Origin of the sequence: Uliginosibacterium aquaticum, from assembly GCF_012972705.2 — a bacterium.
Taxonomy (GTDB): Bacteria; Pseudomonadota; Gammaproteobacteria; order Burkholderiales; family Rhodocyclaceae; genus Uliginosibacterium; species Uliginosibacterium aquaticum.
The window spans coordinates 1,236,324-1,259,680 of record NZ_JABCSC020000001.1; the positions used below are offsets into that span (position 1 = coordinate 1,236,324).

Annotated in this window: 10 protein-coding genes; 4 read left to right on the forward strand and 6 right to left on the reverse strand. The window is 64.5% G+C overall.

Going from position 1 to position 23,357, the window contains the following annotated elements:
* Nucleotides 1–52: 52 nt before the first annotated feature.
* From HJ583_RS05625 to HJ583_RS05650, 6 genes are read right to left on the reverse strand one after another with little or no spacing between them, the layout of a single operon-like run.
* Complete coding sequence (locus tag HJ583_RS05625; RefSeq protein ID WP_170020986.1) at nt 53–1,585, reverse strand: sensor domain-containing diguanylate cyclase; 1,533 nt, start codon at nt 1,583–1,585, stop codon at nt 53–55.
* A complete protein-coding gene (locus tag HJ583_RS05630) occupies nt 1,582–11,703 on the reverse strand; it encodes a cadherin domain-containing protein (RefSeq protein WP_170020987.1) in 10,122 nt (3,373 codons plus the stop codon). Before HJ583_RS05630 ends, HJ583_RS05625 begins: the two co-directional genes overlap by 4 nt.
* 12 nt (nt 11,704–11,715) lie before the next feature.
* A complete protein-coding gene (locus tag HJ583_RS05635) occupies nt 11,716–12,564 on the reverse strand; it encodes an efflux RND transporter periplasmic adaptor subunit (RefSeq protein WP_170020988.1) in 849 nt (282 codons plus the stop codon).
* A 23-nt stretch (nt 12,565–12,587) separates the two neighbouring features.
* Entirely contained in the window at nt 12,588–14,504 is a 1,917-nt protein-coding gene (locus HJ583_RS05640) for a preprotein translocase subunit SecA (RefSeq protein ID WP_170020989.1), read from the reverse strand.
* The gene (locus HJ583_RS05645; RefSeq protein ID WP_170020990.1) at nt 14,501–16,648 is read right to left on the reverse strand and encodes a PqqD family peptide modification chaperone; all 2,148 of its coding nucleotides are present in this window, start codon (nt 16,646–16,648) and stop codon (nt 14,501–14,503) included. The genes HJ583_RS05640 and HJ583_RS05645 overlap by 4 nt, the downstream gene beginning before the upstream one ends.
* Nucleotides 16,649–16,651: 3 nt before the next feature.
* Nucleotides 16,652–18,064, reverse strand: coding sequence for an efflux RND transporter periplasmic adaptor subunit (locus tag HJ583_RS05650; RefSeq protein ID WP_170020991.1), 1,413 nt, complete (start codon nt 18,062–18,064; stop codon nt 16,652–16,654).
* Nucleotides 18,065–18,226: 162 nt separating this feature from the next.
* Between HJ583_RS05650 and HJ583_RS05655 the strand changes: the two genes are divergently transcribed.
* The 4 genes from HJ583_RS05655 (at nt 18,227) to HJ583_RS05670 (ending at nt 23,144) form a co-directional block, all read left to right on the forward strand.
* Nucleotides 18,227–18,691 carry a tRNA (cytidine(34)-2'-O)-methyltransferase gene (locus HJ583_RS05655; RefSeq protein WP_170020992.1) on the forward strand — a complete coding sequence of 155 codons (465 nt, stop codon included), beginning with the start codon at nt 18,227–18,229 and terminating at the stop codon, nt 18,689–18,691.
* A gap of 207 nt (nt 18,692–18,898) precedes the next feature.
* Nucleotides 18,899–19,843: a sugar kinase gene (locus HJ583_RS05660; protein WP_170020993.1), complete on the forward strand. Its 945-nt coding sequence runs from the start codon at nt 18,899–18,901 to the stop codon at nt 19,841–19,843.
* 225 nt (nt 19,844–20,068) lie between these two features.
* Nucleotides 20,069–21,577, forward strand: a complete 1,509-nt coding sequence (locus HJ583_RS05665) for a tagaturonate reductase (RefSeq protein ID WP_170020994.1) — start codon at nt 20,069–20,071, stop codon at nt 21,575–21,577.
* Between the two features lie 52 nt (nt 21,578–21,629).
* Nucleotides 21,630–23,144 carry a UxaA family hydrolase gene (locus HJ583_RS05670; protein WP_170020995.1) on the forward strand — a complete coding sequence of 505 codons (1,515 nt, stop codon included), beginning with the start codon at nt 21,630–21,632 and terminating at the stop codon, nt 23,142–23,144.
* The last annotated feature ends 213 nt before the right edge of the window (nt 23,145–23,357 follow it).

Below are 23,357 nucleotides of genomic sequence, written 5' to 3' on the forward strand. Positions count from 1 at the left end.
GCGGACTTGTAGCGGGAGCGTCCAAGCCGTGCAGCGTGGACGTGATGTCTCCTCAGCCCTTCTTGTCCTGCGCCATGCCTACCGTATAGGTCGTGCAGCGGTTACGGCCGTTGTGCTTGGAGTGGTAGAGCGCCTGGTCGGCGAAGTCGGCGAGCTGTTCGGCGCTTTCGGCACCCGAAATGATGGACGCCACGCCGAAGCTGGAGGTGATCACCGGTTGCGGATCCAGTGGCAATGATGAGCCGACCTCGGCCTTGACCCGCTCGCGGATGCGCTCGGCAACCTGCCAGGCTTGCTCGGCGTCGGCCCCGGGCAGGGCGACACAGAACTCCTCACCGCCGTAGCGGCAGACGATATCCGTGTCGCGCGCCGAGGCGAGCAGGATGCTGGCGAATTTCTGGATCACCTTGTCGCCGATGGCGTGGCCGTAGTTGTCATTGACCGACTTGAACTTGTCGATGTCCGCCATGATGAAGGCCAGCGGCAGATCGCGTTCGCGGGCTTCGGCGAACAGGCGCTCGAACTCGGGGAAGAAGGAGCGGCGGTTGCGTGCGCCGGTCATCGGGTCGACGTTGGCGAGGCGGTACAGCTCGCGGTTCTGTACTTCGAGCTGCTCCTTGGATTCGGAGAGGTCGGCCATCAGTGCCACGAGCTGGCGGTTGGCTTCGTCAAGCTCGGTCACATCGTTGAAGGAGACCATGCAGCCGCGCACCGCGTTCTTGGCGTCGAGCACCGGCGAGGCATTCACGACCAGGCGATGCACCTTGCCATCACCGTCGGTGGCCTCAAAGATGGCGGTTTCGGAGCGTGTCTTGCTGCGGAAACAGTCTTCCCAGGGCGGGATGGCATCAATGTGCTCAAGGCCCATGCGCAGCCAGGGAAAACTCTCCAGGCAGCGGCCGGTAACGAGTGTGGTGTCGTCTGGCAGGAGTTTTTCGAAGCTGCTGTTAGCCATCACGATGCGTTGTTTGGCGTCCAGCACCACCACGGCTTCGCTCATGGCATCGAAGGCCATCTGCACGCGTTCGGGCACGGCGGCAGAGGGGTCGAGGTGAATCAGGGTGCGGCGCAGGTAGAAGTAATAGATCACGCTGCCGGCGAGCGAGAACAGGAGGATCAGCTTGATGGCTGGGGTAAAGAAGGCGAAGAGGCCTTTGTCGAGGGGAGTGAAAGCCACCTCGACCTGACCCCAGTGAGCGTCTTCACCCCGGCTGGCGGAGCCGATCGATACGGCAAAGCGGCTGCGTCCGGTTTCCTGCGCATCGCCCTGCACCCATAGCAGTTCGTGCTGGGGCGTGGCGACGAGCAGACGGCTGTCTGCCGTACGTACGCCGATGCTCTGCAGGGCCGGATCGCGGCGCAGGAGTTCGGGCAGGATCTGGCTGATCCGCTCGCGCTCATCGTGCATCAGCAGCGAGGCAACCTGGATCGCGATGTTCTCAGCGAACTGGCGTCGGGCCTGGGCCGCCTGGCGGGCCGGGTCGGGAAATACGCCGAGCAGCAGATCGAGCGCCAGCAGCAGGGTGACGGCCAGCGAGAGCAGGCCGAGGCTGATCCGCGCGGTAGGGCCAAGGGTGAGTTTCAATCTGTGATGTCCATCATCAGGAGGGGCTCTCCGCGCCTTGGCTGCAGCGGCTCGGGTTCGAGTCCCAGGGTGGTGGTTTCAGCCTCTTCCTCTTCAACTGCACGCTTTCTGTTGCGCCCGAGGATGGGTAAGGGGTCGACCGTGCGCCAGGCCGGCACCGAGGCCATCAGGGCCGTGATCAGGCCCGCGGCCCGACCGGCCCACCACACCACGCCGGCGGTCAGCGCTGCGGCTGCAGCCTGGCCGGCCTGGCTGGGTGACAGGCGCAGCAATTGATCAAGGTGGTCAGCGTCCGGCGGCGTGACCGCCACCACCAGCGTCTCGCTGACCAATGGGTTATGTCCGCCGGTTTCACCCTGGCTGATACGGCGCAGCAGAGCCAGCGCTTCTTCTTCGCCAAGCAGGGCGAAGTTGGCGGGCTCTTCAATGTTGTTGGCGGCAAGCGGGTTCAGGAGTTGATAGGCCTGCTCATCGTCTGGCGTGATTTCAATGACGGCACTGCCGCCATCGCTCAGTGCAGCGCCGCCGCTCGATACCGGGATCGGTTCCGGAGGGGGCGCCGCTTCATCTGGTACAACCGGCTCGGGCGCGATGACCTGGGGCGGGTCCGGATCTGTGACCGGTGCTTGCGGTGCCGGGTCGGTGACGATGCTCACCAGTTGCAATTGCAGGCTGGTGTTGCTGCTGAGGCCGCCCGCGTCGGTGGTACTGAGGCTCAGGCTGGCCTGCCCGGTGAAGCTGCTGCTGGCCTGATAGCGCAGGCTGGCCAGGGTGGTGTTGAGATCGCTCTGGCTGCCGCTGAGCGTGAGTTGGGCGCTGCCGTTGGCGCCTGCCGCGATGCGGGCGCTGCCGCTGAGGCTGACACTGAGGCTGCCCTGGTCAACGCTCAGTGAGACTTCGCTGATGTTGCCTTCCGGATCGCTGAGGCTGACCCCCGCCAGCGGCAGGCTGCTGCCGGCGAGTCCGCTGGCGGATGCCGGCGCCGTGATGCCGGGGGCTTCATTGATATTCACCAGGCTGATGGTGAAGGCCTGACTGCTGGCCGAGCCATCGCTGCTCCGGGCGAGCACCGTGATGCTGTGGCTGCTGACGGCTTCGAAGTCGAGCAGGGCGGCGTTGGCGACGCTGACGACGCCGCTCGTGGCATCGATGGCAAAGCGTCCGCCGGCGTCGTCGCTGAGGCTGTAGCGGATGCTGTCGCTGGCGTCGGCGTCCACCGCGTTGGCGGTGATCCCCACGAAGGTGCCGGCGCCGGCATTTTCACTCACGCTGTTGGTGGTGGCATTGCTGTCGCTGAGCGGGCCGATGTCGAATTCATCCACGTCTGCAAGCTGGATCGTGAAACTCTGGCTGCTGCTCGAGCCATCGGCTGAAGTTGCGAGTACGGTGATGGTGTGACGGCTGGCGGCCTCGAAGTCGAGCAGGGCGGCGTTGGCGACGCTGATGACGCCGCTTGTGGCATCGATGGCAAAGCGCCCGCCGGCGTCATCGCTGAGGCTGTAGCTGACGCTGTTGTGGCTGGCATCAGCGTCCGTGGCGGAGGCACTGAGCCCGACCGTGCTGCCGCTGGCCGCGTTTTCGCTCACCAGATTGGCGGCGGCGTTGCTGTCCGTGACGGCGCCGAGGTCGAACTCGTCACTGTCCGCGAGGTTGATCGTGTAACTCTGGCTGCTGCTTGAACCATCGGCCGAGGTGGCGAGCACGGTGATGCTGTGGCTGCTGGCGGACTCGAAGTCGATCAGGCTGCTGTTGGCCACCGTCACGACGCCGCTCGCGGCATCGATGGCAAAGCGCCCGCCGGCATCATTGCTCAAGGTGTAGGTGATGGCGTTGTTGCTGCCGTCGGCATCCGAAGCCGAGGCGGTGATGCCGACGGCTGTGCCATTGGCCGCATTCTCGGTGAGGCTGTTGGCGCTGGCGTCCGTGTCCGTGAGCGGGCTGACATCGAACTCGTCGGCATCGGCCACCGTGATCACGAAGGCGCGGGTGCTGCTGGAGCCATCCGCGCTGCTGGCGAGCACGCTGACGAAGTGGCTGCTGGCGCTCTCGTAATCGAGCAGGCTGGCGTTGGCGAGGGTCACTACGCCGGTGCTCGCATCGATGGTGAAGAGCCCGCCGGCGTCGCTGGTCAGCGAATAGGTGATGGCATTGTTGCTGCCATCGGCATCGCTGGCATGCGCGGTGACGCCAACCACGCTGCCATTGCTGGCTGCTTCGCTGATGCTGTTGGCACTGGTGTCGCTGTCATTGGGCTGAGTGACATCGAACTCGTCGACATCCAGGAGGGTGATCACAAAGTTCTGGGTGCTGGTGGAGCCATCTGCGCTTGTGGCGCGTACGGTAACGGTATGGCTGCTGGCCGTTTCAAAGTCGATCAGGGCCGGGTTGGCAACCCGGATTACTCCGCCGTCACTGGTGATCGAGAAGCGCCCTCCGGCGTTGTCGAGCAGCGTATAGCTGACGCCGTTGTTGCTCGCATCCGCATCGCTGGCAAAGGTGCTGATACCGACCGTACTGTTGGCTGCGGCATTTTCGCTGATGCTGTTGGAGGCCGGATCGGTATCCGTGATGCTGCCAACATTAAATTCATCGATGTCAGCGACGCTGACTGACAGGCTCTGGCTGTCGGTGTTGAGTCCGTCCGAGGCCTGCACGATCACTTCATAGACATTGTTGTGGTCTGCATCGGCCGGGGCTTCGGCATCTGGTGCAGCGACAAAGCGCAGCACGCCGGTGCTGGCGTCGATCGAGAACCGGGCAGCATCCGCGCCACCGATGATGCTGTAGCTGATGCTGCTGCTTGCATCGGAGTCAGTGGCGACGATCGTGGTGACAGCTGTGTTGTTCTCCGCTGTGGCGAGTGCCGCCGTGGTGCCGCCGCCATCGCTGGTGATGGTGGGCGCGTTGTCGTTGCTGTCGGTGAGCGTGATGATGAAGCTCTGGCTGCTGGTGGAGCCGTCGCTGCTGGTGGCGAGTACGGTGATGCTGTGGCTGCTGGCGAGCTCGAAGTCCAGCCCGGCCGAGTTGGCCACGCTCACCACGCCGGTGCTGGCGTCGATGCTGAAGAGGCCACCGGCGTCGCTGGTGAGCGCGTAGCTGATGCTGTTGTTGCTGCCGTCTGCGTCGCTGGCATGGGCCGTGATGCCGATGGCGCTGCCGTTGGCGGCATGCTCGGTGATGCTGTTGGCCGCGGCATTGCTGTCGGAGATGGCTCCGACATTGAATTCATCGATGTCCGTGAGCGCAATCGTGAAACTCTGACTGCTGGTGGAGCCATCGGCCGAAGTGGCGAGCACGGTGATGGTGTGGCTGGTGGCCGATTCGTAATCGAGCAGAGCGCTGTCGGCCACGCTGACAAGCCCCGTCGTGGCATCAATGGCGAAGCGTCCGCCGGCATCATCGCTGAGGCTGTAGTTGATGGTGTTGCTGCTGGCATCCGCGTCCGAGGCGTTGGCCGTGATGCCGACGACTGTGCCGTTGGCGGCGTCTTCCGTGATCTGGTTCTGCGCTCCGTTGCTGTCCGTTACCGCGCTGATGCTGAACTCGTTGGCATCGGCCAGGTGGATGGTGAAGCTGGCGCTGCTGCTTGAGCCATCCGCAGAACTGGCCTGGACCGTGATGTTGTGGCTGCTGGTGGTTTCGAAATCCAGTCCCGCTCCGTTGGCGACGGTCACGACACCCGTGCTGGCATCAATCGTGAAGAGGCCCCCGGCATCATCGCTGAGCGAGTAGCTGATGCTGTTGTTGCTGGCGTCCTGATCGAGGGCGCGGGCGGTGATGCCGACCAGGCTGCCGTTGGCCGCATTTTCCGTTACCAGATTGCTGGCCAGGTTGAAGTCGACCGGTGCGCTGACATCGAACTCGTCGGCGTCCGTCAGCGTGATCGTGAAACTCGTGCTGCTGCTCGAGCCATCGCTGGAATTCGCGCGTACGGTGATGGCATAACTGGTGGCGCTTTCGTAATCGAGGCGGCTGCCGTCCAGCACACTGATCACGCCAGTGCTGGCGTCAATCGCAAAGCGCCCGTCAGCGTTGTCCGTGAGGGCGTAGCTGATGCTGTTGTTGCTGCCGTCGGCATCGCTGGCCTGGGCGGTGATGCCCACCAGGCTGCCATTGGCAGCGTTCTCGGCCACCACGTTGGCGGCGCCATTGCCGTCTGTGAGCGCGCTGATATCGAACTCGTTGATATCGCTGATGTTGATCGTGAAGCCCTGCTCGGAGAAGGATCCGTCTGCCGAAGTGGCACGCACGATGATGGCGTGCGAAGTGTTGCTCTCGTAATTGATCTGGTTGTGATCTGCGACTCTTACCACGCCACCACTATCGATGCTGAAAATGCCACCGGCGGAGTTGCTCAGGCTGTAGGTGATGGTGTTGCTGGTGGCATCTGCGTCGCTGGCCAGGGCCGTGATGCCAACGCTTGAGCCATTGGCGACGCCTTCTGAAATCGTGTTGCTGCCGGCGTTGCTGTCCGTGATGGCGCCGACATCGTATTCATCTACGTCGGTGATGATGATCGCCAGGTTCTGGCTGTCGGTGCGGGCGCCATCGCTGACCTGGATATCGACCAGATAGACATGATCGCCATTGGCATCGCCAGCCAGCTCGCGGTCGGGGGCGGCGAGGAAAGTCAGGGCGCCGCTGCTGCTGTCGATACTGAATAGTGCCGCATCCGCGCCTCCGGTGATGCTGTAGCTGAGCGTGCTGCCGGCATCCCCATCACTGGCGGTGACGGTGGTCACGGCGCTGCTGTTCTCGGCCAGGTTGATGGCGGCCAGTGCGCCAGCGCCATTGCTGGTGATGACCGGGGTGTTGTCGTTGAGATTCACTACGGCGATGGTGAACACCTGGCTGCGGGTGGAGCCGTCGGCTGAGGTGGCCAGCACCGTGATGGCGTGGCTGGTGGCTGTCTCGTAATCGAGCTGGCTGCCATCCGCCACGCTGATGACGCCTGTGTCCGCATCGATGCTGAAGATGTTGCCGGGGTTGCTTGAGAGCGAGTAGCTGATGCTGTTTGTGGTGGCATCGGCATCGGAGGCCAGGGCCGTGATGCCGACCCGGCTGCCGTTGGCGGCATTCTCGGTGATGCTGTCGGCACTGGCATTGCTGTCGCTGATGGCACCAACATCGGATTCATCCACGTCGCCCAGCGTAATCGTGAAATTGCGCTCGGTGAAGGAGCCGTCGCTGCTGCTGGCCTTGACGATGATCGTGTAGCTGGCTGCCTGCTCGCGATCGAGCTCGCCCGGCGTGCCTCCGAAGGCAGAAACACTGACCACGCCGCTTGAGGTGTCGATGCTGAAGCGCCCCGCTGCATCACTGGACAGGCTGTAGGTAATCGGATCGCCGTCTGGGTCGCTGGCCTGGGCCGTGATGCCCACCAACGTGCCACTGCCGGCGTTTTCGATGACATTCTCGACACTCGCGTCGCCGTCGCTGATGGCCCCCACGCCGCCTTCCTGGGCGTTCAGCAGGGTGATGACGAAGCTCTGGTCGGTGTGGGATCCATCGGCTGAGCTGGCACGCACGATGATGGTGTGACTGCTGTCGGTTTCGAAGTCCAGTCGGGAGGCATCGGCAACCGTGACGACGCCGGTAGTGGCATCGATGGTGAAGCGACTGCCGGCTGAGTCGATCAGGCTGTAGCTGATGCTGTTGGCAGTGGCGTCGGCATCACTGGCCTGGGCTGTGATGCCGACCGTGGTGCCGTTGCTGGTGAATTCGCTGATTTCGTTGCTGGCCGGATTGCTGTCAGTCAGGGCTCCGACATCGAATTCATCCGCATCGCTGAGGCTGATCGTGAAACCTTGCTCGGAGTAAGAGCCATCGGCCGAGGTGGCCCGCACGATGATGCTGTGACTGGTGGTGGCCTCATAGTTGAGCTGGCTGCCATCGGCGACGCTGACTACACCGCTGCTGCTGTTGATCGCGAAGCGTCCGCCGGCCGAGTCACTGAGGCTGTAGCTGATGCTGCTGTTGCTGCCGTCCGCATCCGTGGCGCTGGCCGTGATGCCGACGGCGGTGCCGTTGGCGGCATTTTCAGTGACCGTGTTGGCGCCGCCATTGTCGTCGCTGACGCTGCCGACATCGAATTCATCGACGTCACTGACGCTGATGGTGAAGCTCTGACTGCTGCTGGAGCCATCGGCCGAAGTAGCCCGTACGGTGATGCTGTGGCTGGTGGCAGCCTCGTAATTGAGGTTCGCACCCGCGGCAACGGTCACTACGCCGCTGCTGGCGTCGATGGCGAACAGATTGCCTGGATTGCTTGAGAGAGAGTAGGTGACCGTGTTGCCGCTGCCATCGGCGTCTGTAGCGTATGCGGTGATGCCCACAGTGGCGCCATTGGCCCCTTCGGGCACGCTGTTGGCCGACGCGTTGCTGTCGCTGATCGCGCCGACATCAAATTCATCGACATCGGTAATGCTGACCGACAAGCTCTGCGAATCGGTGTTTGTGCCATCTGACACCTGCACGACGACCAGATACACATTATTGCCGTTGGCATCCGCTGCGGATTCGTAGTTGCGGGCTGTGCTGAAGCTGAGTGCGCCGGTGCTGCTGTTGATCGTGAAGAAGGCCGCATCCGCGCCGCCGGTGATGCTGTAGGTGAGCGTCTGGGCCGGCAGGTCGGAATCAGTGGCGGTGAGCGTGGTGACGGCGCTGGTATTTTCGGCGACGCTGATCGAGGCGCTGGTGCCACCGCCATTACTGGTGAGGGTGGGGGTGCCGTCATTCACGGCAGTGATCGTGACGGCGATGGCCTGGGTGTCGGTCAGGCTACCGTCAGAGACCTGTACGATCACGTCATAGACGTTGTTGGCGCCGCTATCGCTAGGGTTTTCGTAGTCGGGAGCGACGATGAAAGTCAGTAGCCCGGTGCTGCTGTTGATCGTGAATTTTGCGGCATCGGCACCGCCGGAAATCGAGTAGCTGAGCGTGCTGGCGGCATCGCTGTCGGTCGCGCTGACGGTGGTGACGGCGCTGCTGTTCTCCGCCACGCTGGTGCTGGCCGTTGCGCCGCCACCATTGCTGCTGATGACGGGCGCTTCATTGCTGTTGGTGACGGTGACGGCAATGGCCTGGGTGTCGGTGAGACTGCCGTCAGAAACCTGCACGACCACGTCATAGACGTTGTTGGCGCCGCTGTCGGTGGGGGTTTCGTAGTCGGGGGCAGCGATGAAAGTCAGTACCCCGGTGCTGCTGTTGATCGTGAATTTTGCGGCGTCGGCACCCCCTGCGATCGACCAGGTCTGGGTGGCGCCGGCATCCGCATCGCTGGCCGTGGCGGTGGTGACGGCGGTGGTGTTTTCGCTGACGCTGACGGCCGCCGTGGCACCGCCGCCATTGCTGCCGATGACTGGCGCTTCATTGGCGTTGGTGACGGTGACGGTGATGCTCTGGCTGTCGGTCAGGGAGCCGTCCGATACCTGCACGCTGACGATGTAACTGTTGTTGGCATCGGCATCTGTGGGCGCTTCGTAGTTTGGCGCCACAGAGAAAGTCAGTACCCCGGTACTGCTGTTGATCGTGAATTTGCCGGCATCGGCCCCGCCGGTGATGGACCAGGTCCGGGTCGCGCCGGCATCCTGGTCGCTAGCGGTGGCAGTGGTGACGGCCGTGGCGTTTTCAGTGACGTTGATCGTCGCCGTGGCGCCACCGCCATTGCTGGTGATGACCGGTGCTTCGTTGGTATTGGTGACGGTGACAGTGAGGGTCTGGGTGTCGGTGCCACCGCTGCCATCCGAGACCTGCACGATCACGACATAGCTGTTGTTGGCGTCCGAATCGTTCGGGGCTTCGTAATTGGGAGCACTGGCGAACACCAGCGCGCCGGTGCTGCTGTTGATCGTGAAGCGCGCCGCATCGGCGCCGCCCGTGATGGCATAGCTGAGGCTGGCCGAATCCACATCGGTGGCGCTGAGGGTGGTGACGGCCGAGGTGTTCTCCGCCACGCTGAGGCTGGCGGTGCTGCCACCCGAGTTGCTGGTGATGACCGGCGCGTCATTCACCGCGCTGACGGTGAGGGTGATGTTGGCAGAGGCCGTCTGGGTGCCGCCGCTGCCCGAGTAGCCCTGGTCGCTGACGCTGACCCCCAGTGTGATCGAACTGGTGCTATTGGTGGCGGTGGTGTAGCTGAGGCTGCCTGCTGCGATGAAGCTGTTCAGGCTGCTGATCGTGCCGGTAAGTGTCAGGGCTGTAGAGCTGCCCCCCACCGTGACGCCGCTGCCCGAGGTGGCGGAGAGGCTGCCGCTGCCTACCGTGAACGTGAGGATCAGCGGATTACTGGCGGCATCGTTGTCCGCCACCGTGATACCGGTCAGGGCCGTGGCCAGGTCTTCGGTCACGCTGATCGATGTTGGTGTAACCAGTACTGGCGCGTCGTTGACCGCGGTGATCGTGATCGTCGAGCTGGTATTGCTGCTGGCCACACCATCGCTGACGCTGAGCGTCATGGTGAGCGAAGCGGTGGGGGTGTCGCCGGCCTGACGGAAGCTCAGGGTGGCCGAGCCGTTGCCGGCAAAGAAGTTGTTGAGCTGGCTGGCGGTGCCGGAGACGACCAGGCTCTTGCTGCCGTTGCCGGAGACGACGCTGACGCCGGTGCTGCCAACGGCTGCAGTGAACTGCGAGTTATTGCTCGGGGTGGAGATCGTTACCGTGAGCACATCACCATCCACATCGGCCACGGTAATTCCGGTGCCCTGAAGGTCGAGGCTGATCTGCTCGGTGGCGACATAGCTGGCGGGTGCGTTGAGCGTAGGCGTGGTGTTCGGAGCCGCATTCAGTGACACTCCCAGGCTGGCCCACTCCCAGGAATCGGTGAGGGTCCAGCTCATGCTCACCGAGGCCGCTCCGGCCTCGGTACTGCCGGCGCCACGCGGCTCCGCGCTGCCGATACCGGGCGAGTTGGTCCACAGCTGGCTCTGACCAGCGCCCAGGGTGGGGCTGCCGGTCTGCTGGCGGGTGGCCAGACTGTCGATCACAAGGTCACCACTGGCCGAGCTGACGTTCACGCTCGCAGTGCTACCGATGCCGGTGGCCTTGGCTACCGTGCCAAATGTGCTGCTCTGGTCGACGTTGAGGAAGGTGGTGGCGCCGACTGAGAACTCCTTGGCCGGGCCGGGCATGGTGACCACGATATTGGCGGTGCCGGCGCCCGGATTCTTGAGATACCAGATCTCGGTGGTGACTACATCGCCATTGGATACTGTGTCGAGGCGGGTGAGGGCCATTCCGTTCCAGGTGATGGAAGCCGGCGAGGTCGTGCCGCGAGTGCTGTATTCGACGATCAGCAGGCTGTTCGAGCCCGCATCCACGGTGTGCGAGAAAGTCAGGCTGGTGGCGCCGATGGTGTCGGTGGTGGCGGTGCTGGTGGTGCCGGTGACGATGTTGAGCGTGCCGCTCCAGGCCAGCTCTGCGCCGGTGCCGAGCAAACTGGCGGTTTCGATCCTGCCGGTATGCTGCTCCAGCACCCAGTCACCCCCGGCCGCGCTGCTGCCGGTGAGGTCATCGCTGCTGGCCACATCGGCGCCGGTGAGGCGTGCCAGCGCATCGGCCATCTGCAGGCCGGCCTCGCCGGCGGTGAAGTTGCAGCCGTAGATCAGCAGATCGGCCTCGGCACTCAGTGCCCCCTGCCAGCCGGCCAGTGCCTCGCTATAGCGGGCAAGGCTGCTGGCGTCGAGCAGGGTGTTGCCCAGTTGCAGGCTGCCATCACCGCCGTGCACCAGCAGGTGAATGGCCGAGATGCCAGTGCGCCCCTGCAGGGCTTCGCTGATCTGGGTGATGCCATCACGGTCGGCCGCCAGGAAGATGATCTCGGCGTCCGGCTGAGCACGCAGGATATCGGCCTGCAGGTTGGCGACGTCTTTGATCGAAGCGTCAACGAAGATCAGGGCCTGACTGCTCTGGCTACTCTGGGTGGTGGCGCTTGCATCTTCGTCAGGCTCGGCGAGGCGGATTTCTGCGACCTGTGCCAGCTCGCTGATGCCGGGGGCGAAGTCTGCCGAATACAGCAGGCGCGCCTCGACCTCTTCGAACACCGCCCGCTGCGGACGCGCGCGCGCCGGCCGGGCCGGTGTGCGGCCCAGCAACTGGCGCAGGAGCGGGGGCAGCCACATGGCGGGTGCCGCTCAGCGCGGCCCTTCTTCGAACACGACCTGACAGCGCAGGCCCGACGGAATCCGGTTACCGGGGTTGGGCAGCACGAGGCGCACGCGGAAGGTGTTGCTGGCTGCGTCGACCACTGCATCGATCCGGCTGATCCGGGCCTGGATCGGGCTTGCGCCCTGCATCTCCGGGCTCAGCTGGGCATTCTGGCCGACCCGGAGGCTAGCGAAGCGGGTGGCCGGCAGCACGATTTCGGCGTGCAGTGGATCGAGTTGCACGAGCTTGAGTACCGGCTTGTCTTCCACCCGTGCGCCCGGCTGCAGGTAGCGCTCCACCACGACGCCGGCGAAGGGCGCGGTGATGCTGCGCTGGCGTAGCTGGGCATTGGCCACCGACAGGTCTTCGCGTGCCACCATGCGCTGCTCCTGGGCCTGGGCGTAGCGCATGGCGGCCACCTTGGCTTCGGACACGGCCTGGTCGCGGGCCTGGGGGGAGATGAAATTCTGCAGCAGCAACTCCTCGGCGCGCTCGGCCTTGCGCTGGGCGAATTCGTAGGCAGCCTTGGCGGCGGCCACTTCGGCGCGATTCTCCGAGCGCTGGGTTGCGGCGGAGGCCGCGGCGCGCTCGACTTCATTCATCAGGCGGGCGATGACCTGACCCTTGCGGACGCTGTCGCCGCGGTCAACCAGCACCTGCTCGAGGATGCCCACCACGGGGCTGCCGATCTCGGCTTCAGCGGCCGGCGTGAGCAGGCAGCCGAGGATGTCACCGGTGCGGCTATTCGCTGGTGCGGCGGCCACACTGCCGCAGGCAAGGAGCAGCAACCCCGGGAGCAAGCCGCACAGGGGGCGTGAGTACGAAATTCTTGTCATGATTATTTTCTGCCTGTCGGCGCTCATTCACGGCGCGTGCCAAACAGTTGTCCTCCTCCTTGTTGCGTGTCGGCTACCCGTAAGCGCTGACGGGCATTGCGGGCACGACGTTCGGCTAGCCACTGGGTTACTTTCAGTAGCATTTTGCCTACTACTAAAGGCATAGTGTCGTCTAGCTTTGAGCTAAATAATTGCAATATTTTGTGCCACCTTGTGCCGAGGTAGCGTCCCAGCAAGCCTTCTTCCAGCGATAGCAGGGTGCGCGCGCTGCCCGGCTGGCCCAGGCGTGCAGCGCGGCCGAAGAGCTGGCGGTCGATGCGGCGCGCGCTGTTGTGCTGGCATGACAACACATGCAGGCCGCCGGCGCGGGCGACAGCCTCGTCGATCAGGATGTCGGTGCCACGGCCCGCCATATTGGTCGTGACGGTGATCGCACCGGCTTGCCCGGCCTGGCCGATGAGGGCGGCCTCAGCCGTGTCCTGGCGGGCATTGAGCACCTGATGGGGCAGGCCGGCGCTGCGCAGCAACTGGCTGATGCGCTCGGATTCGCGGACCGAATCGGTACCGATCAGCACCGGCCGCCCGGCCGCCTGCATCTGGCGGACTTCTTCAAGCAGCTTTTGCTGGCTGGCGCCGGCATGGCTGCACACCACCGGCGGCAGCAGGCGCAGGCCGGAGGGGCGACCGACCGGGATGCACTCCACCGTGAGGCCATAGACCTCGAGCAGTTCGCTGCGGGCTTCGAGCAGGGTGCCGCTCATGCCGCCGAGCAGGTGATAGCGGCTGAAGAAACGCTGGAAGGTGATCTGAGCGATCACGCGGGTCGCATGGGTGGGTTTGCAGCGCTCCTTGAGTTCCACCATCTGGTGCAGGCCGCGCGACCAGCTGCGCCCCTCCGCGCGGCGCCCGCTGTTCGCGTCGATGATATGGATCTTGCCCTCGCTGACCAGGTAATCGACGTTGCGACGCAGGATGTAGAGCGCACGTACGGCCAGCTCGGCCATTTCCTGACGGTAACGCGGCACGCCCCATAGCGGGATGTCGCCCAGGGTTTCGGCCTCGATCAGTTCCAGCCCCTGGTCGGAGAAGTGCACGCTCTGGTCGCGCCCGTCCACGCGGAAATCGAAGCCAGGCTTCATTTGCCCGGCCAGTCTCAGGGCCTGCACATAGAGCGCCTGCTGGGTGGATTCGTCGACGTTCTCGGAGAGGATGAAGGGGGTGGCCGCTTCGTCGATGAAAACGCTGTCGGCCTCATCCACGATGGCCATGCACAGGCCGCGCAGCACCCGGTCGTGCGTGCGGCTGCGGTCGCGCAGGTAATCGAAGACCAGTTCGCGCGCTGAGCAGAAGGTGATGTGGGCGGCATAGGCCTGGCGCCGGGCCTCGCTCTTCATGGCCGGATCGATGGCTGCCACGCGCAGCCCCAGCGCCGCGGCGAGCGGCTGCAGCATGGTGGCGTCGCGCGCAGCGAGATAGTCGTTGCTGGTCACCGCATGGACCGGCACCCCGGCAAGGGCGGCGACGCAGGCGGCGAGAGCACTGGCGAGGGTCTTGCCTTCGCCGGTGGGCAGTTCGGCGAGGCGCCCGTCGAGCACGCAAAGTGCGGCCATGACCTGGGCCGGGCGCAGACTACGACCGAGGGTGTTCTCGATTTCCAGGCACACCCGCGCACAGCAGGCTTCGGCGGCGGCCGAGGCGAAGCCGTCGCGGGCCAGCTCGGCCAGCGGCATGGCCGCCGGAGTCGCACGCAGACGCTTGCTGCGTTGAAGGATCCGCGTGGCGCGCTCACTCAGAAGGCGCCTGCGGGGATGGGCGAAGGGGGGCAGATCGGCGAGCAGGCAGCGCAGCCAGGGGAGGTCCGGGTGACGGGCGCGCTCGATGCGTTCGGGGTAGTGCCCCAGCAACAGCCCGGGCACCGGAGGGCGGCTTCGGCTCGTCATGCGCCGGCTCCACCAAAGTGTGGCTCGAAGGCCTGGCGCAGGCTGCGCCACCACTGCACGGCGAGCGGGCGCGGGGCATGGTAGATGTGTACCCGGGCGCGTTCGCCAATGCGTGGCAGGGCTTTGCCCGGGATTTCGAAATCGAGTGTGAATACAGGCTCGAGGGTTCGCAGGCCGTCCGGGTCAGCCGGGTCGGTCAGGAAAGGACCACCGCCGCGCTCGCCGAGCAGCGCGCTGGGCAGTTGGTAGCCGGCCGCAGGCTGCTCCGGCCGGCTGCGGGCTACGAGGCTCTCGCGTGGCCGGCCGGCGATACGGATCTCTACGCGCGGGTCTGTGGCCCGCAACAGCTCGATATCCTGCTGCCCCAGCACCGCGCGGACGGTGAGGGTGGCCGGGTTCAGCACGTTGGCGAGCACATTGCCGCGGGCAAAGAAGCGCCCTTCAAGGTCGCGTGCGTTGGGCATGCCGACGATGCCTGCAACCGGTGCACGCAGCAGCAGGCTCGCCAGCCGCTCTTCCATGCGTGCCTGCTCGGTCTGCAGGGCATGCACTTCTTCGGCCAGTGCGATGGCTTCGGCGGGATTGCTCAGCAGGGAACCTTGATAGGCCTGCTCACGGCTAGCCAGGCGGCTGGCCAGTTGGCTGGCGCGGGCCTTGAGTTCGCGGTTCTCGAGCTCCAGCAAGGGCGTGCCGGCACTGACCGACTGACCGTTGCTGACCAGGATGCGGCTCACGAAGCCCTCTTCCTCGTTGCGCACCCGGGCTTCGTCCGGCACCCACACGAGGCCTTCGGCGCGCGTGATCCAGGGCATCGGCAGCACGCCCAGCAGCACGACGCTCGCCAGCAGCAGGCCTGTGAGACCTGCGATCGCGCGGCCACGCGTGCTGTGCAGGCGGCGCCCGGCAAAGACCAGGCGCAGCAGGCGCCAGCCCGGCAGGAGTGCAAAATGCAGCAGCAGCCACAGGCCCAGCAAGGCGCCCAGCAGCAATTGCTTGCTGCCCAGCCAGAGCGCCATGCCCAGCAGCAGGCTGATGCGGTAAATCAGCGAGGCGGCACCGAATACGCTCAGCAGCAAGCGCTTGTGTTCGGTGCCGGGCGGTGCCGGCAACTCACGGTTACCGAGCAGCCAGCGTTCGCCGAGGTAGCGCAGCCAGGCATCTGCCCGTGCGGCGAGGCCCGGCATTTCGAGGGCGTCGGCGAAGACGTAGTAACCGTCAAATCGCATCAGCGGGTTGGCATTGACCAGCACCGTGGACACCCCGCCGATCAGCATGCAGGCAAAGGCCAGTTCGCGCAGTACACCATCGTTGAGATTGAGCCACAGCAGCAGGGCCAGCGAGGCGATGGCGACTTCGGTCATGACGCCGGCGGCGCTCACCAGAATCCGCCGGTGGCGCTCGGGGAAGGCGGAGGCGGAGGAGGCGTCCACATACGGTACCGGCATCACGAGGAAGAAGGTGACGCCCAGCTCGTGCACATCGCCGCCCCAGATCCGCACCGCCAGGGCGTGGGCAAACTCATGAACCAGCTTGATCGTGGGATAGGTCAGCCACAGCAGCAGCAGGTTGCGCGGGCTGGCTACGTGCAGGCTGGCGTAGGCACGCAATTCGGGCCAGTGCAGCTGGGTGAGGAGCAGTGCGCCGAGTGTCAGCAGCGTCCACAGCAGCACGGCCGGGCGAGTAAAGAGCCAGCGCGTGGCAGGGGCCAGCAGATCCAGTACGGGGGCCGGATTCCACAGCGGCAGACGGAAGGCTAGCGGGTTCAGGCGACTCGCTCCCTGCTGCCGTCGCCGCCGGGTGGCTTCGAAGATGCCGCCAAGATCCGGGCTGCTCTCACTGCGCAGCATGCCGGCACCGGCCAGCTCTGAGAGCACCCGCAGCACTTCATGCTGACTGGGGGCGTCCTGACCGAGTTCGCGGATCAGGCCATCCCAGATGTCCTGCACTGAATGCTGGCCATCGAGGCGGCCGATGAGCTGATAGCCGAGGCGATTGACGCGGAACTGGCGGCCGGAGGCCTGATTGCTCAGTACATACCACTGTTCGTCGCGGAAAACCTGACGGGTGATCCGGGTATTGCCGGCGAGCTGCGGATGCAGATGTGCGGCGCGATACCAGTAAGGGCTGAACAGCGACTCGCTCATGCTTCAGCCGAATATGGACCACAGGCGCAAGCTCAGCCAGTCCGCGAGACGGCTGCCCCAGATGGCCAACAGCGGGCGCCGGCCCATGTGGAGCTGGGCCACGCCTTCCAGGCCCGGGCGGACGGCCTGGCTGCGCCCCTCCAGGGCGGCCTCCACCTCGAAGCCGTTGCGCCCGTCCACTACCCGGGCGACCGGCGTGATGCGGCTCACGCGCAGCGCAAAGCGCTCGCCGGGCAGGGCCACAAAGCTCACTTCGCCGCGCTGGCCGGCGGCGAGGCGGGCGATGTCACGTTCATCAACCTGCAGGATCAGGCGCCAGGCACTGAGTGGCGAGATCACCAGCAGCACGTCACCGCGCTTGACCGGCGCACCGGCCTGCTGCTGCAGATCCCCCCGGATCACCACACCGGGGAAGGGCGCGGTGAGGCGTGTGCGGGCGAGCTGGTCGGTGATCAGATCGAGCTGCGAGCCGACCTCCTCGGCCTTGGCCTGGCTGGCCACCATGCGGGCGCGGTCCTGGCGCGCGAAGGCTTCGGCCAGTTCGCTGCGGTGGCGCGCATGCTCACTCTCAAGGCGGCGTTGCTCACTCTTCAGATCCTGGTCTGCCAGGGTCAGTAGCAACTCGCCTTCGGCAACGCTGCTGCCGGGGCGTACCAGTACATCCTGAATGAAGCTGTCGGCCGGGGCCGTGATGCTGCGTTCAATCTCGCCCTGCAGACGCGCTTCGGCCCGCACTGTGTCGGCCACCGGAATCAGGCCACCGGCAAGCAGACAGCCTGCCACGCCGAGCAGGCCCAGCCACAGGCGCAGGCTGCGCGGCCCCTGAAGTTTTTCCAGCAACTCGCCCGGCTGGCGCAGCAGGCGGCGGCGTAATGGCTCGTCCGCTTGCTGGCGCAGGAGCAGCACCGGGCCAAGCAGGCTGGCAATTTCCTCGGCCATGCTGCGTTCGGCATCGCTCCAGGGCTGTTTCTCGCCGCGCAGCAGGACCACACAACCCACCGCTTCCAGGCGAGCGGGCAGGGGGACGCTCAGGATCGCTGCTCCCAGATCCGCGCTGGCGAGCTCTGCGTGCATCAGGGTGATGCGTGGCGGGTCGCCGGCGGCGGCTGGATAACGCAGGCTGCAGCGCTGATCCACGCATTCATCCATTGCTGCGCCGATCTTGCGCCCGAGCGCCAGTGCTGCCTGCGCATCAGCCAGACCGGACCAGCCCAGCGGCCGCACACTGCGCCCGCGCAGCAGGCCAAGGGCAACCAGCTCGCAGCCAAATACCGCCTGCAATTCGCTGCATACGGCCGCCGCCGCTTCCTCGAAACGACTGTAGGCCAGGGCTGCGTTGAGACAGGCGAGCAGGCGCTCGCCCTCCTCGCGTGAGGCGAGCGGACTTTCGGCGAGGCGCTGGGGGAGGCTGTTCATTATTCCTTGCTTCGGCTCTTACTCGAACCAATTCAGATACTTAGATACGACTTTGGTCGTACTTTAATTGCTTTAACGGTTGTGCCGGTTGACAGCTTGATGGCCGGCACTGGATTGGCGACAGAACTGTCGTACAGGCGCAACCGGAGGGATAATGCCGGCATGATCGACATTGTCCTTTTCGAACCCGAGATTCCGCCCAATACGGGCAACATCATCCGTCTGTGCGCCAATACCGGCGCGCGTCTGCATCTGGTTGAACCGATGGGCTTCGAGCTCTCCGACAAGCAGCTGCAGCGCGCAGGCATGGACTACACCGAGCTTTCGGTCGTCACCCAGTACCCCGACTGGGCCGCCTGCCGGGCCAAACTCGCGGGACGGCGCTTCTTTGCCCTGAGTACGCGGGGCACGGTGCGCTATGACATGGTGGCCTTCCAGCCCGGTGACGTGCTGGTTTTTGGTCCCGAGTCGCGTGGCCTGCCCGCCGAAGTGCTGGCCGAGTTCGCCGCAGAGCAGCGTTTGCGCCTGCCGATGATGCCCAATGTGCGCAGCGTGAATCTCTCCAATACGGTCGCCGTGGTGACCTACGAGGCCTGGCGGCAGCTGGGCTTTGCCGGCGGGCTATGACCCCACTCGTCATGCTTCCTGCCCTTATGCTCGGTGGTCGGGTGCTGAATCAGCTTTGGCAATGGCACAATGGCGAAGCGATTGATTTAAGTCATCGCCCGGCAGCAAAGCCCCGGTGGCACGGCGTTCCGCAGTGCGAACTTGTTTAGAATTTTGATCGGGCGGCGACCCCCTCGTCGAACCCGCGAATCCAGCAGGAAAAAACACATGGAAAAGAAATGTCGGATCGCCCTTTTCGGCGAATGCATGATCGAGCTGCGCGGCGAGATGTTTGGCACCATGCAGCAAACCTTTGGCGGCGATACCCTGAACACCGCCGTGTATCTGGCCCGTCTTGGCGCGGATAGCGGCATCCAGGTTTCCTACGCCACCCAGCTTGGCACGGATGCCTTCAGTGCCAAGATGGTCGAAGCCTGGCAAAAGGAAGGTATCGATACGCGCATGGTGCGCAGGGTCGAGGGCAAGATGCCCGGCCTTTACACCATCCAGGTGGACGACACCGGCGAGCGCACCTTCTTCTACTGGCGCGACATGTCGGCGGCCAAGGACTTCTTCGTTGGCCAGGAGCACAACAGCCTGCTCGAGCAGAATATCGACGACCTTGATGTGCTGTACTTCAGCGGTATCTCGCTGGCGGTGCTGCCGGATTCCGGTCGCGAGACCCTTTTCGAGCTGGGCGATCGCCTGCGCAAGCGCGGCGGCAAGGTGTTCTTTGACAACAATTACCGGCCCCGCGTGTGGCGTGGCGATCCGCGCACGACCGAATGGTACGACCGCGCCTTCGCCAACGCTGACCTGACCCTGATCACGCTTGAAGACAATGCCGCGCTCTACGGTCTGGATGAAGAGTCCGCCCTGGCCCATGCCTACTCACTGCCCTGTGAGGAAGTGGTGGTCAAGCGCGGTGCTGACCCGACCCTGATCCGCGTGCGCGGCCAGGAGCCGATCATGGTGCCGACTTTCCGTGTGGACAAGGTCGTCGACACCACCGGCGCTGGTGACTCCTTTGCCGGCGGCTATCTGGCTGCCCGTCTGGCGGGCCAGCCGCCCGAAATCGCCGGCCGCTACGGCAACAAGCTGGCCTCCATCGTGGTCCAGTATCCGGGGGCGATCATCCCGCTCGCGGCGATGCCGGTTTTCTTCTTCGGCTAAGGACTATCCCTGCCCGACCAAACGGCCTGTTTCCTCGCGGAACAGGCCGTTTTTCGTTAGCGTCGGCGCTCATCTCGAGGCTTGTTGCCGGCCCGTGATCAGGGTTTACATCTGCTTGAGTTGTCAGACAACTTAAACTAATATGCGTCAAATTCTTCAATTTGTCAGGCGTATTGGCCGCTTTTGTGGCGCTGAGCCGCGTGACTTCATTTCGGGAGACAGTCCGTGCTTGCATTGAATCGTTCGACCCTTGCCACCACCCAGGTGCGCGCCGAGTACTCGCTGGAAGCTGGGGCGGGCAAGCCGCCGGTGAAGATCCTGCAGATCGGTGACGGCAACTTCTTGCGCGGGTTTGCCGACTGGTTGATCGATATTGCTAACGGAGCAGGGCATTTCAATGGCCGCGTGACTATCGCTCAGCCGCTGGCGCGCGGTATTGCCGACCTGATCAATGCCCAGGATGGTCTCTACACCGTGCTGCTGCGCGGCGTGCAGGGCGGCCAGACCTTCGAGTCGCGGCGCATCGTGAGCTGTGTGGACAAGTGCCTGAACCCGTATGCGCAATGGGATGAAATGCTGGCCCTGGCGGCTGATCCGGCGCTGCGTTTCGTGATCTCCAACACCACCGAAGCCGGCATCGCCTACGTGGCCGAAGCTCAGGGGGTTGCCTGTCCGGATAACTTTCCGGCGAAGATCGCCGCACTGCTGTGGGCGCGGTACCACGCTTTGGGCGGCACAGCTGCATCCGGCCTGGTCTTCCTGCCCTGCGAGCTGATCGAAGCGAATGGCAGCAAGCTGCGCGCCACCGTGCTCCAGCATGTTGAAGCCTGGGGGCTGCCGGCAGCGTTTGCCGAATGGATCAAGGCTCACAATCACTTCTGCAATACCCTGGTCGATCGCATCGTGCCGGGCTACCCGGCTGCCGAGGCGGCCAAGCTTTGCGAAGAACTCGGGTATGAAGACAAGCTGCTGGTTGCCGCCGAGCCCTTCCTGCTCTGGGTGATCGAAGGCCCGGCGCATCTGGCCGATGAGATTCCGATGCACAAGGCCGGGCTGGACGTGGTGTGGACAGATGATCTGCAGCCCTACCGCACGCGCAAGGTACGCATTCTCAACGGCGCACATACCGCGTCTTCACTCGCGGCTTACTGCGCCGGGCTGGATACCGTGCAGCAGATGACCGAAGACCCTGTGGTGTCGAAGTACCTCAAGCAGGTGATGTTCGAGGAAATCGTGCCCTTCGTGCCGCTGCCCGATGCCGAGCGCAAGGCTTATGCCGATACCATCATGGAGCGGTTTGCCAATCCGCATATCCGCCATGAGCTGATTTCGATTGCCTTGAACTCGGTGTCCAAGTGGCAGGTGCGGGTGCTGCCCACTGTTAAGGATTACGTTGCAGCGCATGGCAAGGCGCCCGCCGGGCTGTCTTTCTCGCTGGCTGCCTTGCTCAATTTCTATCATGGTCAGTTCGACACCAAGGGTGAGTTCAATGGCCAGCGCGATTCGGGCGGCTATCCTATTCGCGATAACCCCGAATTGCTCACCACGCTGGGTGAAGCCTGGCGCGGCTGGCAGGCAGGCGAAGATCTGGTAGCCCGCGTGCGCGGCATGCTGGGCGATGCGCGCCTGTGGGGTGAAGATCTGAACGCCGTCGCTGGTTTGACTGAACAGGTGACAACCGCACTGAGCGCCATCAAGGCCGGCGGTGTGAAATCTGCAATGGCTGCCATCTGATTGCCGGAGCGGCCTCTGGCCGCTCCACCCAACGTACAGCAAGGAATCAATCATGGACGCTTCCATCGCTATCCGCCTCCACGCCAATGATGACGTGGTGATTGCCACCCGTCAGCTCATGCCGGGCAACGCTATTCCGGGCGAAACCTGCACGGTGCGTGATCTCGTGCCGCCCGGCCACAAGGTCGCCGCGCACGACATCAAGCAGGGCGCGCCGGTACGCCGCTACAACCAGATCATTGGTTTTGCCAAGACCGACATTGCCGCCGGCCAGCATGTGCATGTGCAGAACCTCGCCGTGGGCGAGTTCGAGCGCGACTACGCGGTCGGCACCGCCCGCTTTGATCCGCCGAAAGTCGCTCAGCCCGCGCTGTTCAAAGGCTTCAAGCGCCCCAATGGCAAGGTTGGCACGCGCAACTACATCGGCGTGATCGCCTCGGTGAATTGCTCGGCCACTGTGGTGCGGGCGATTGCCAACCATTTCAGCCGCAGTGTGCTGGCGGCCTATCCGAATATCGACGGCGTGGTGCCAATGCCGCATCCGCTCGGCTGCGGCATGAACAGCTCGGGCGAGGGCATGCTGGCGCTCAAGCGCACCATGCTCGGCTATGCCCAGCATCCGAACTTTGCCGGCATCCTCTTCGTCGGTCTGGGTTGCGAGATGAATCAGGTCCAGCCGCTCGTCGAGCAGATCGGCGCCTATGAGCCGGGCATGCTGGAGAGCGTCAACATCCAGGAACTGGGCGGCACCTCCAAGGCCATCGCCAAGGGGATTGAACTGGTCGAAGCCATGCTGCCCAAGGCCAATGCCTTCCAGCGTGAAGACGCGCCGATCAGTCATCTGATCGTGGGTCTCAACTGTGGCGGCTCCGATGGTTACTCCGGCATTACGGCCAACCCGGCTCTCGGCGGTGCGGTGGACATGCTGGTCGCGCACGGCGCGACCGCGATCCTCTCCGAAACGCCCGAGATCTACGGCGCCGAACACCTGCTGACCTGCCGCGCGGCGACCCCGGCGATTGCCGACAAGCTGATTGGCCGCATCGCCTGGTGGAAGGACTACACCCACCGCAACGGCGGCGAAATGGACAACAACCCCTCTGTTGGCAACAAGGCTGGCGGGCTCACCACCATCCTCGAAAAGTCGCTTGGAGCCGTCGCCAAGGGTGGCACCACCACGCTGCAGGGCGTGTATGAGTACGCCGAGCAGATCGACGCCAAGGGCTTCGTGTACATGGATACTCCGGGTTACGACCCGGTCTCCGCCACCGGCCAGGCTGCCGGCGGCGCGCAGCTGATCTGCTTCACCACCGGGCGCGGTTCGGCCTTCGGCTGTGCCGGTGTGCCGACCATCAAGCTCGCCACCAACAATGCCTTGTGGAATCGCCAACGCGAGGACATGGACGTCAATTGCGGCGACCTGCTCGACGGCGTGCCGATGCAAGACATCAGCCAGCGCATCTTCGACGCGATTATTGCCTACGCCTCGGGCGAAAAGGCCCAGAGCGAGAAGCTGGGTTACGGCAACGACGAATTCCTGCCCTGGCAGATTGGCGCCGTCATGTAAAAAAGTCGGTGGCAAGCTAAGCGCGGCCCAATCTCGCGACTGCGCTTCTCGCCGTGCTTCAGTACGGCTGCGATGCTCCTCGCGACCTTGAGCCGCTCGCTACGCTTGCCACTCGATTTTTGCGTCGGGCGATGTTTGATTTAAAAGCTTCGCTCCGGTGGGCGTGATCTTGCAGGAGCGGCCTCTGGCCGCGAGCCTTCACGGCCAGGGGCC

Bases quoted from the DNA above. Each gene is read 5' to 3' on its own strand.
- HJ583_RS05630 (WP_170020987.1), bottom strand. From the start codon at position 11,703: ATGTGGCTGCCCCCGCTCCTGCGCCAGTTGCTGGGCCGCACACCGGCC.
- HJ583_RS05635 (WP_170020988.1), bottom strand. From the start codon at position 12,564: ATGACAAGAATTTCGTACTCACGCCCCCTGTGCGGCTTGCTCCCGGGG.
- HJ583_RS05640 (WP_170020989.1), bottom strand. From the start codon at position 14,504: ATGACGAGCCGAAGCCGCCCTCCGGTGCCCGGGCTGTTGCTGGGGCAC.
- HJ583_RS05645 (WP_170020990.1), bottom strand. From the start codon at position 16,648: ATGAGCGAGTCGCTGTTCAGCCCTTACTGGTATCGCGCCGCACATCTG.
- HJ583_RS05650 (WP_170020991.1), bottom strand. From the start codon at position 18,064: ATGAACAGCCTCCCCCAGCGCCTCGCCGAAAGTCCGCTCGCCTCACGC.
- HJ583_RS05655 (WP_170020992.1), top strand. From the start codon at position 18,227: ATGATCGACATTGTCCTTTTCGAACCCGAGATTCCGCCCAATACGGGC.
- HJ583_RS05660 (WP_170020993.1), top strand. From the start codon at position 18,899: ATGGAAAAGAAATGTCGGATCGCCCTTTTCGGCGAATGCATGATCGAG.
- HJ583_RS05670 (WP_170020995.1), top strand. From the start codon at position 21,630: ATGGACGCTTCCATCGCTATCCGCCTCCACGCCAATGATGACGTGGTG.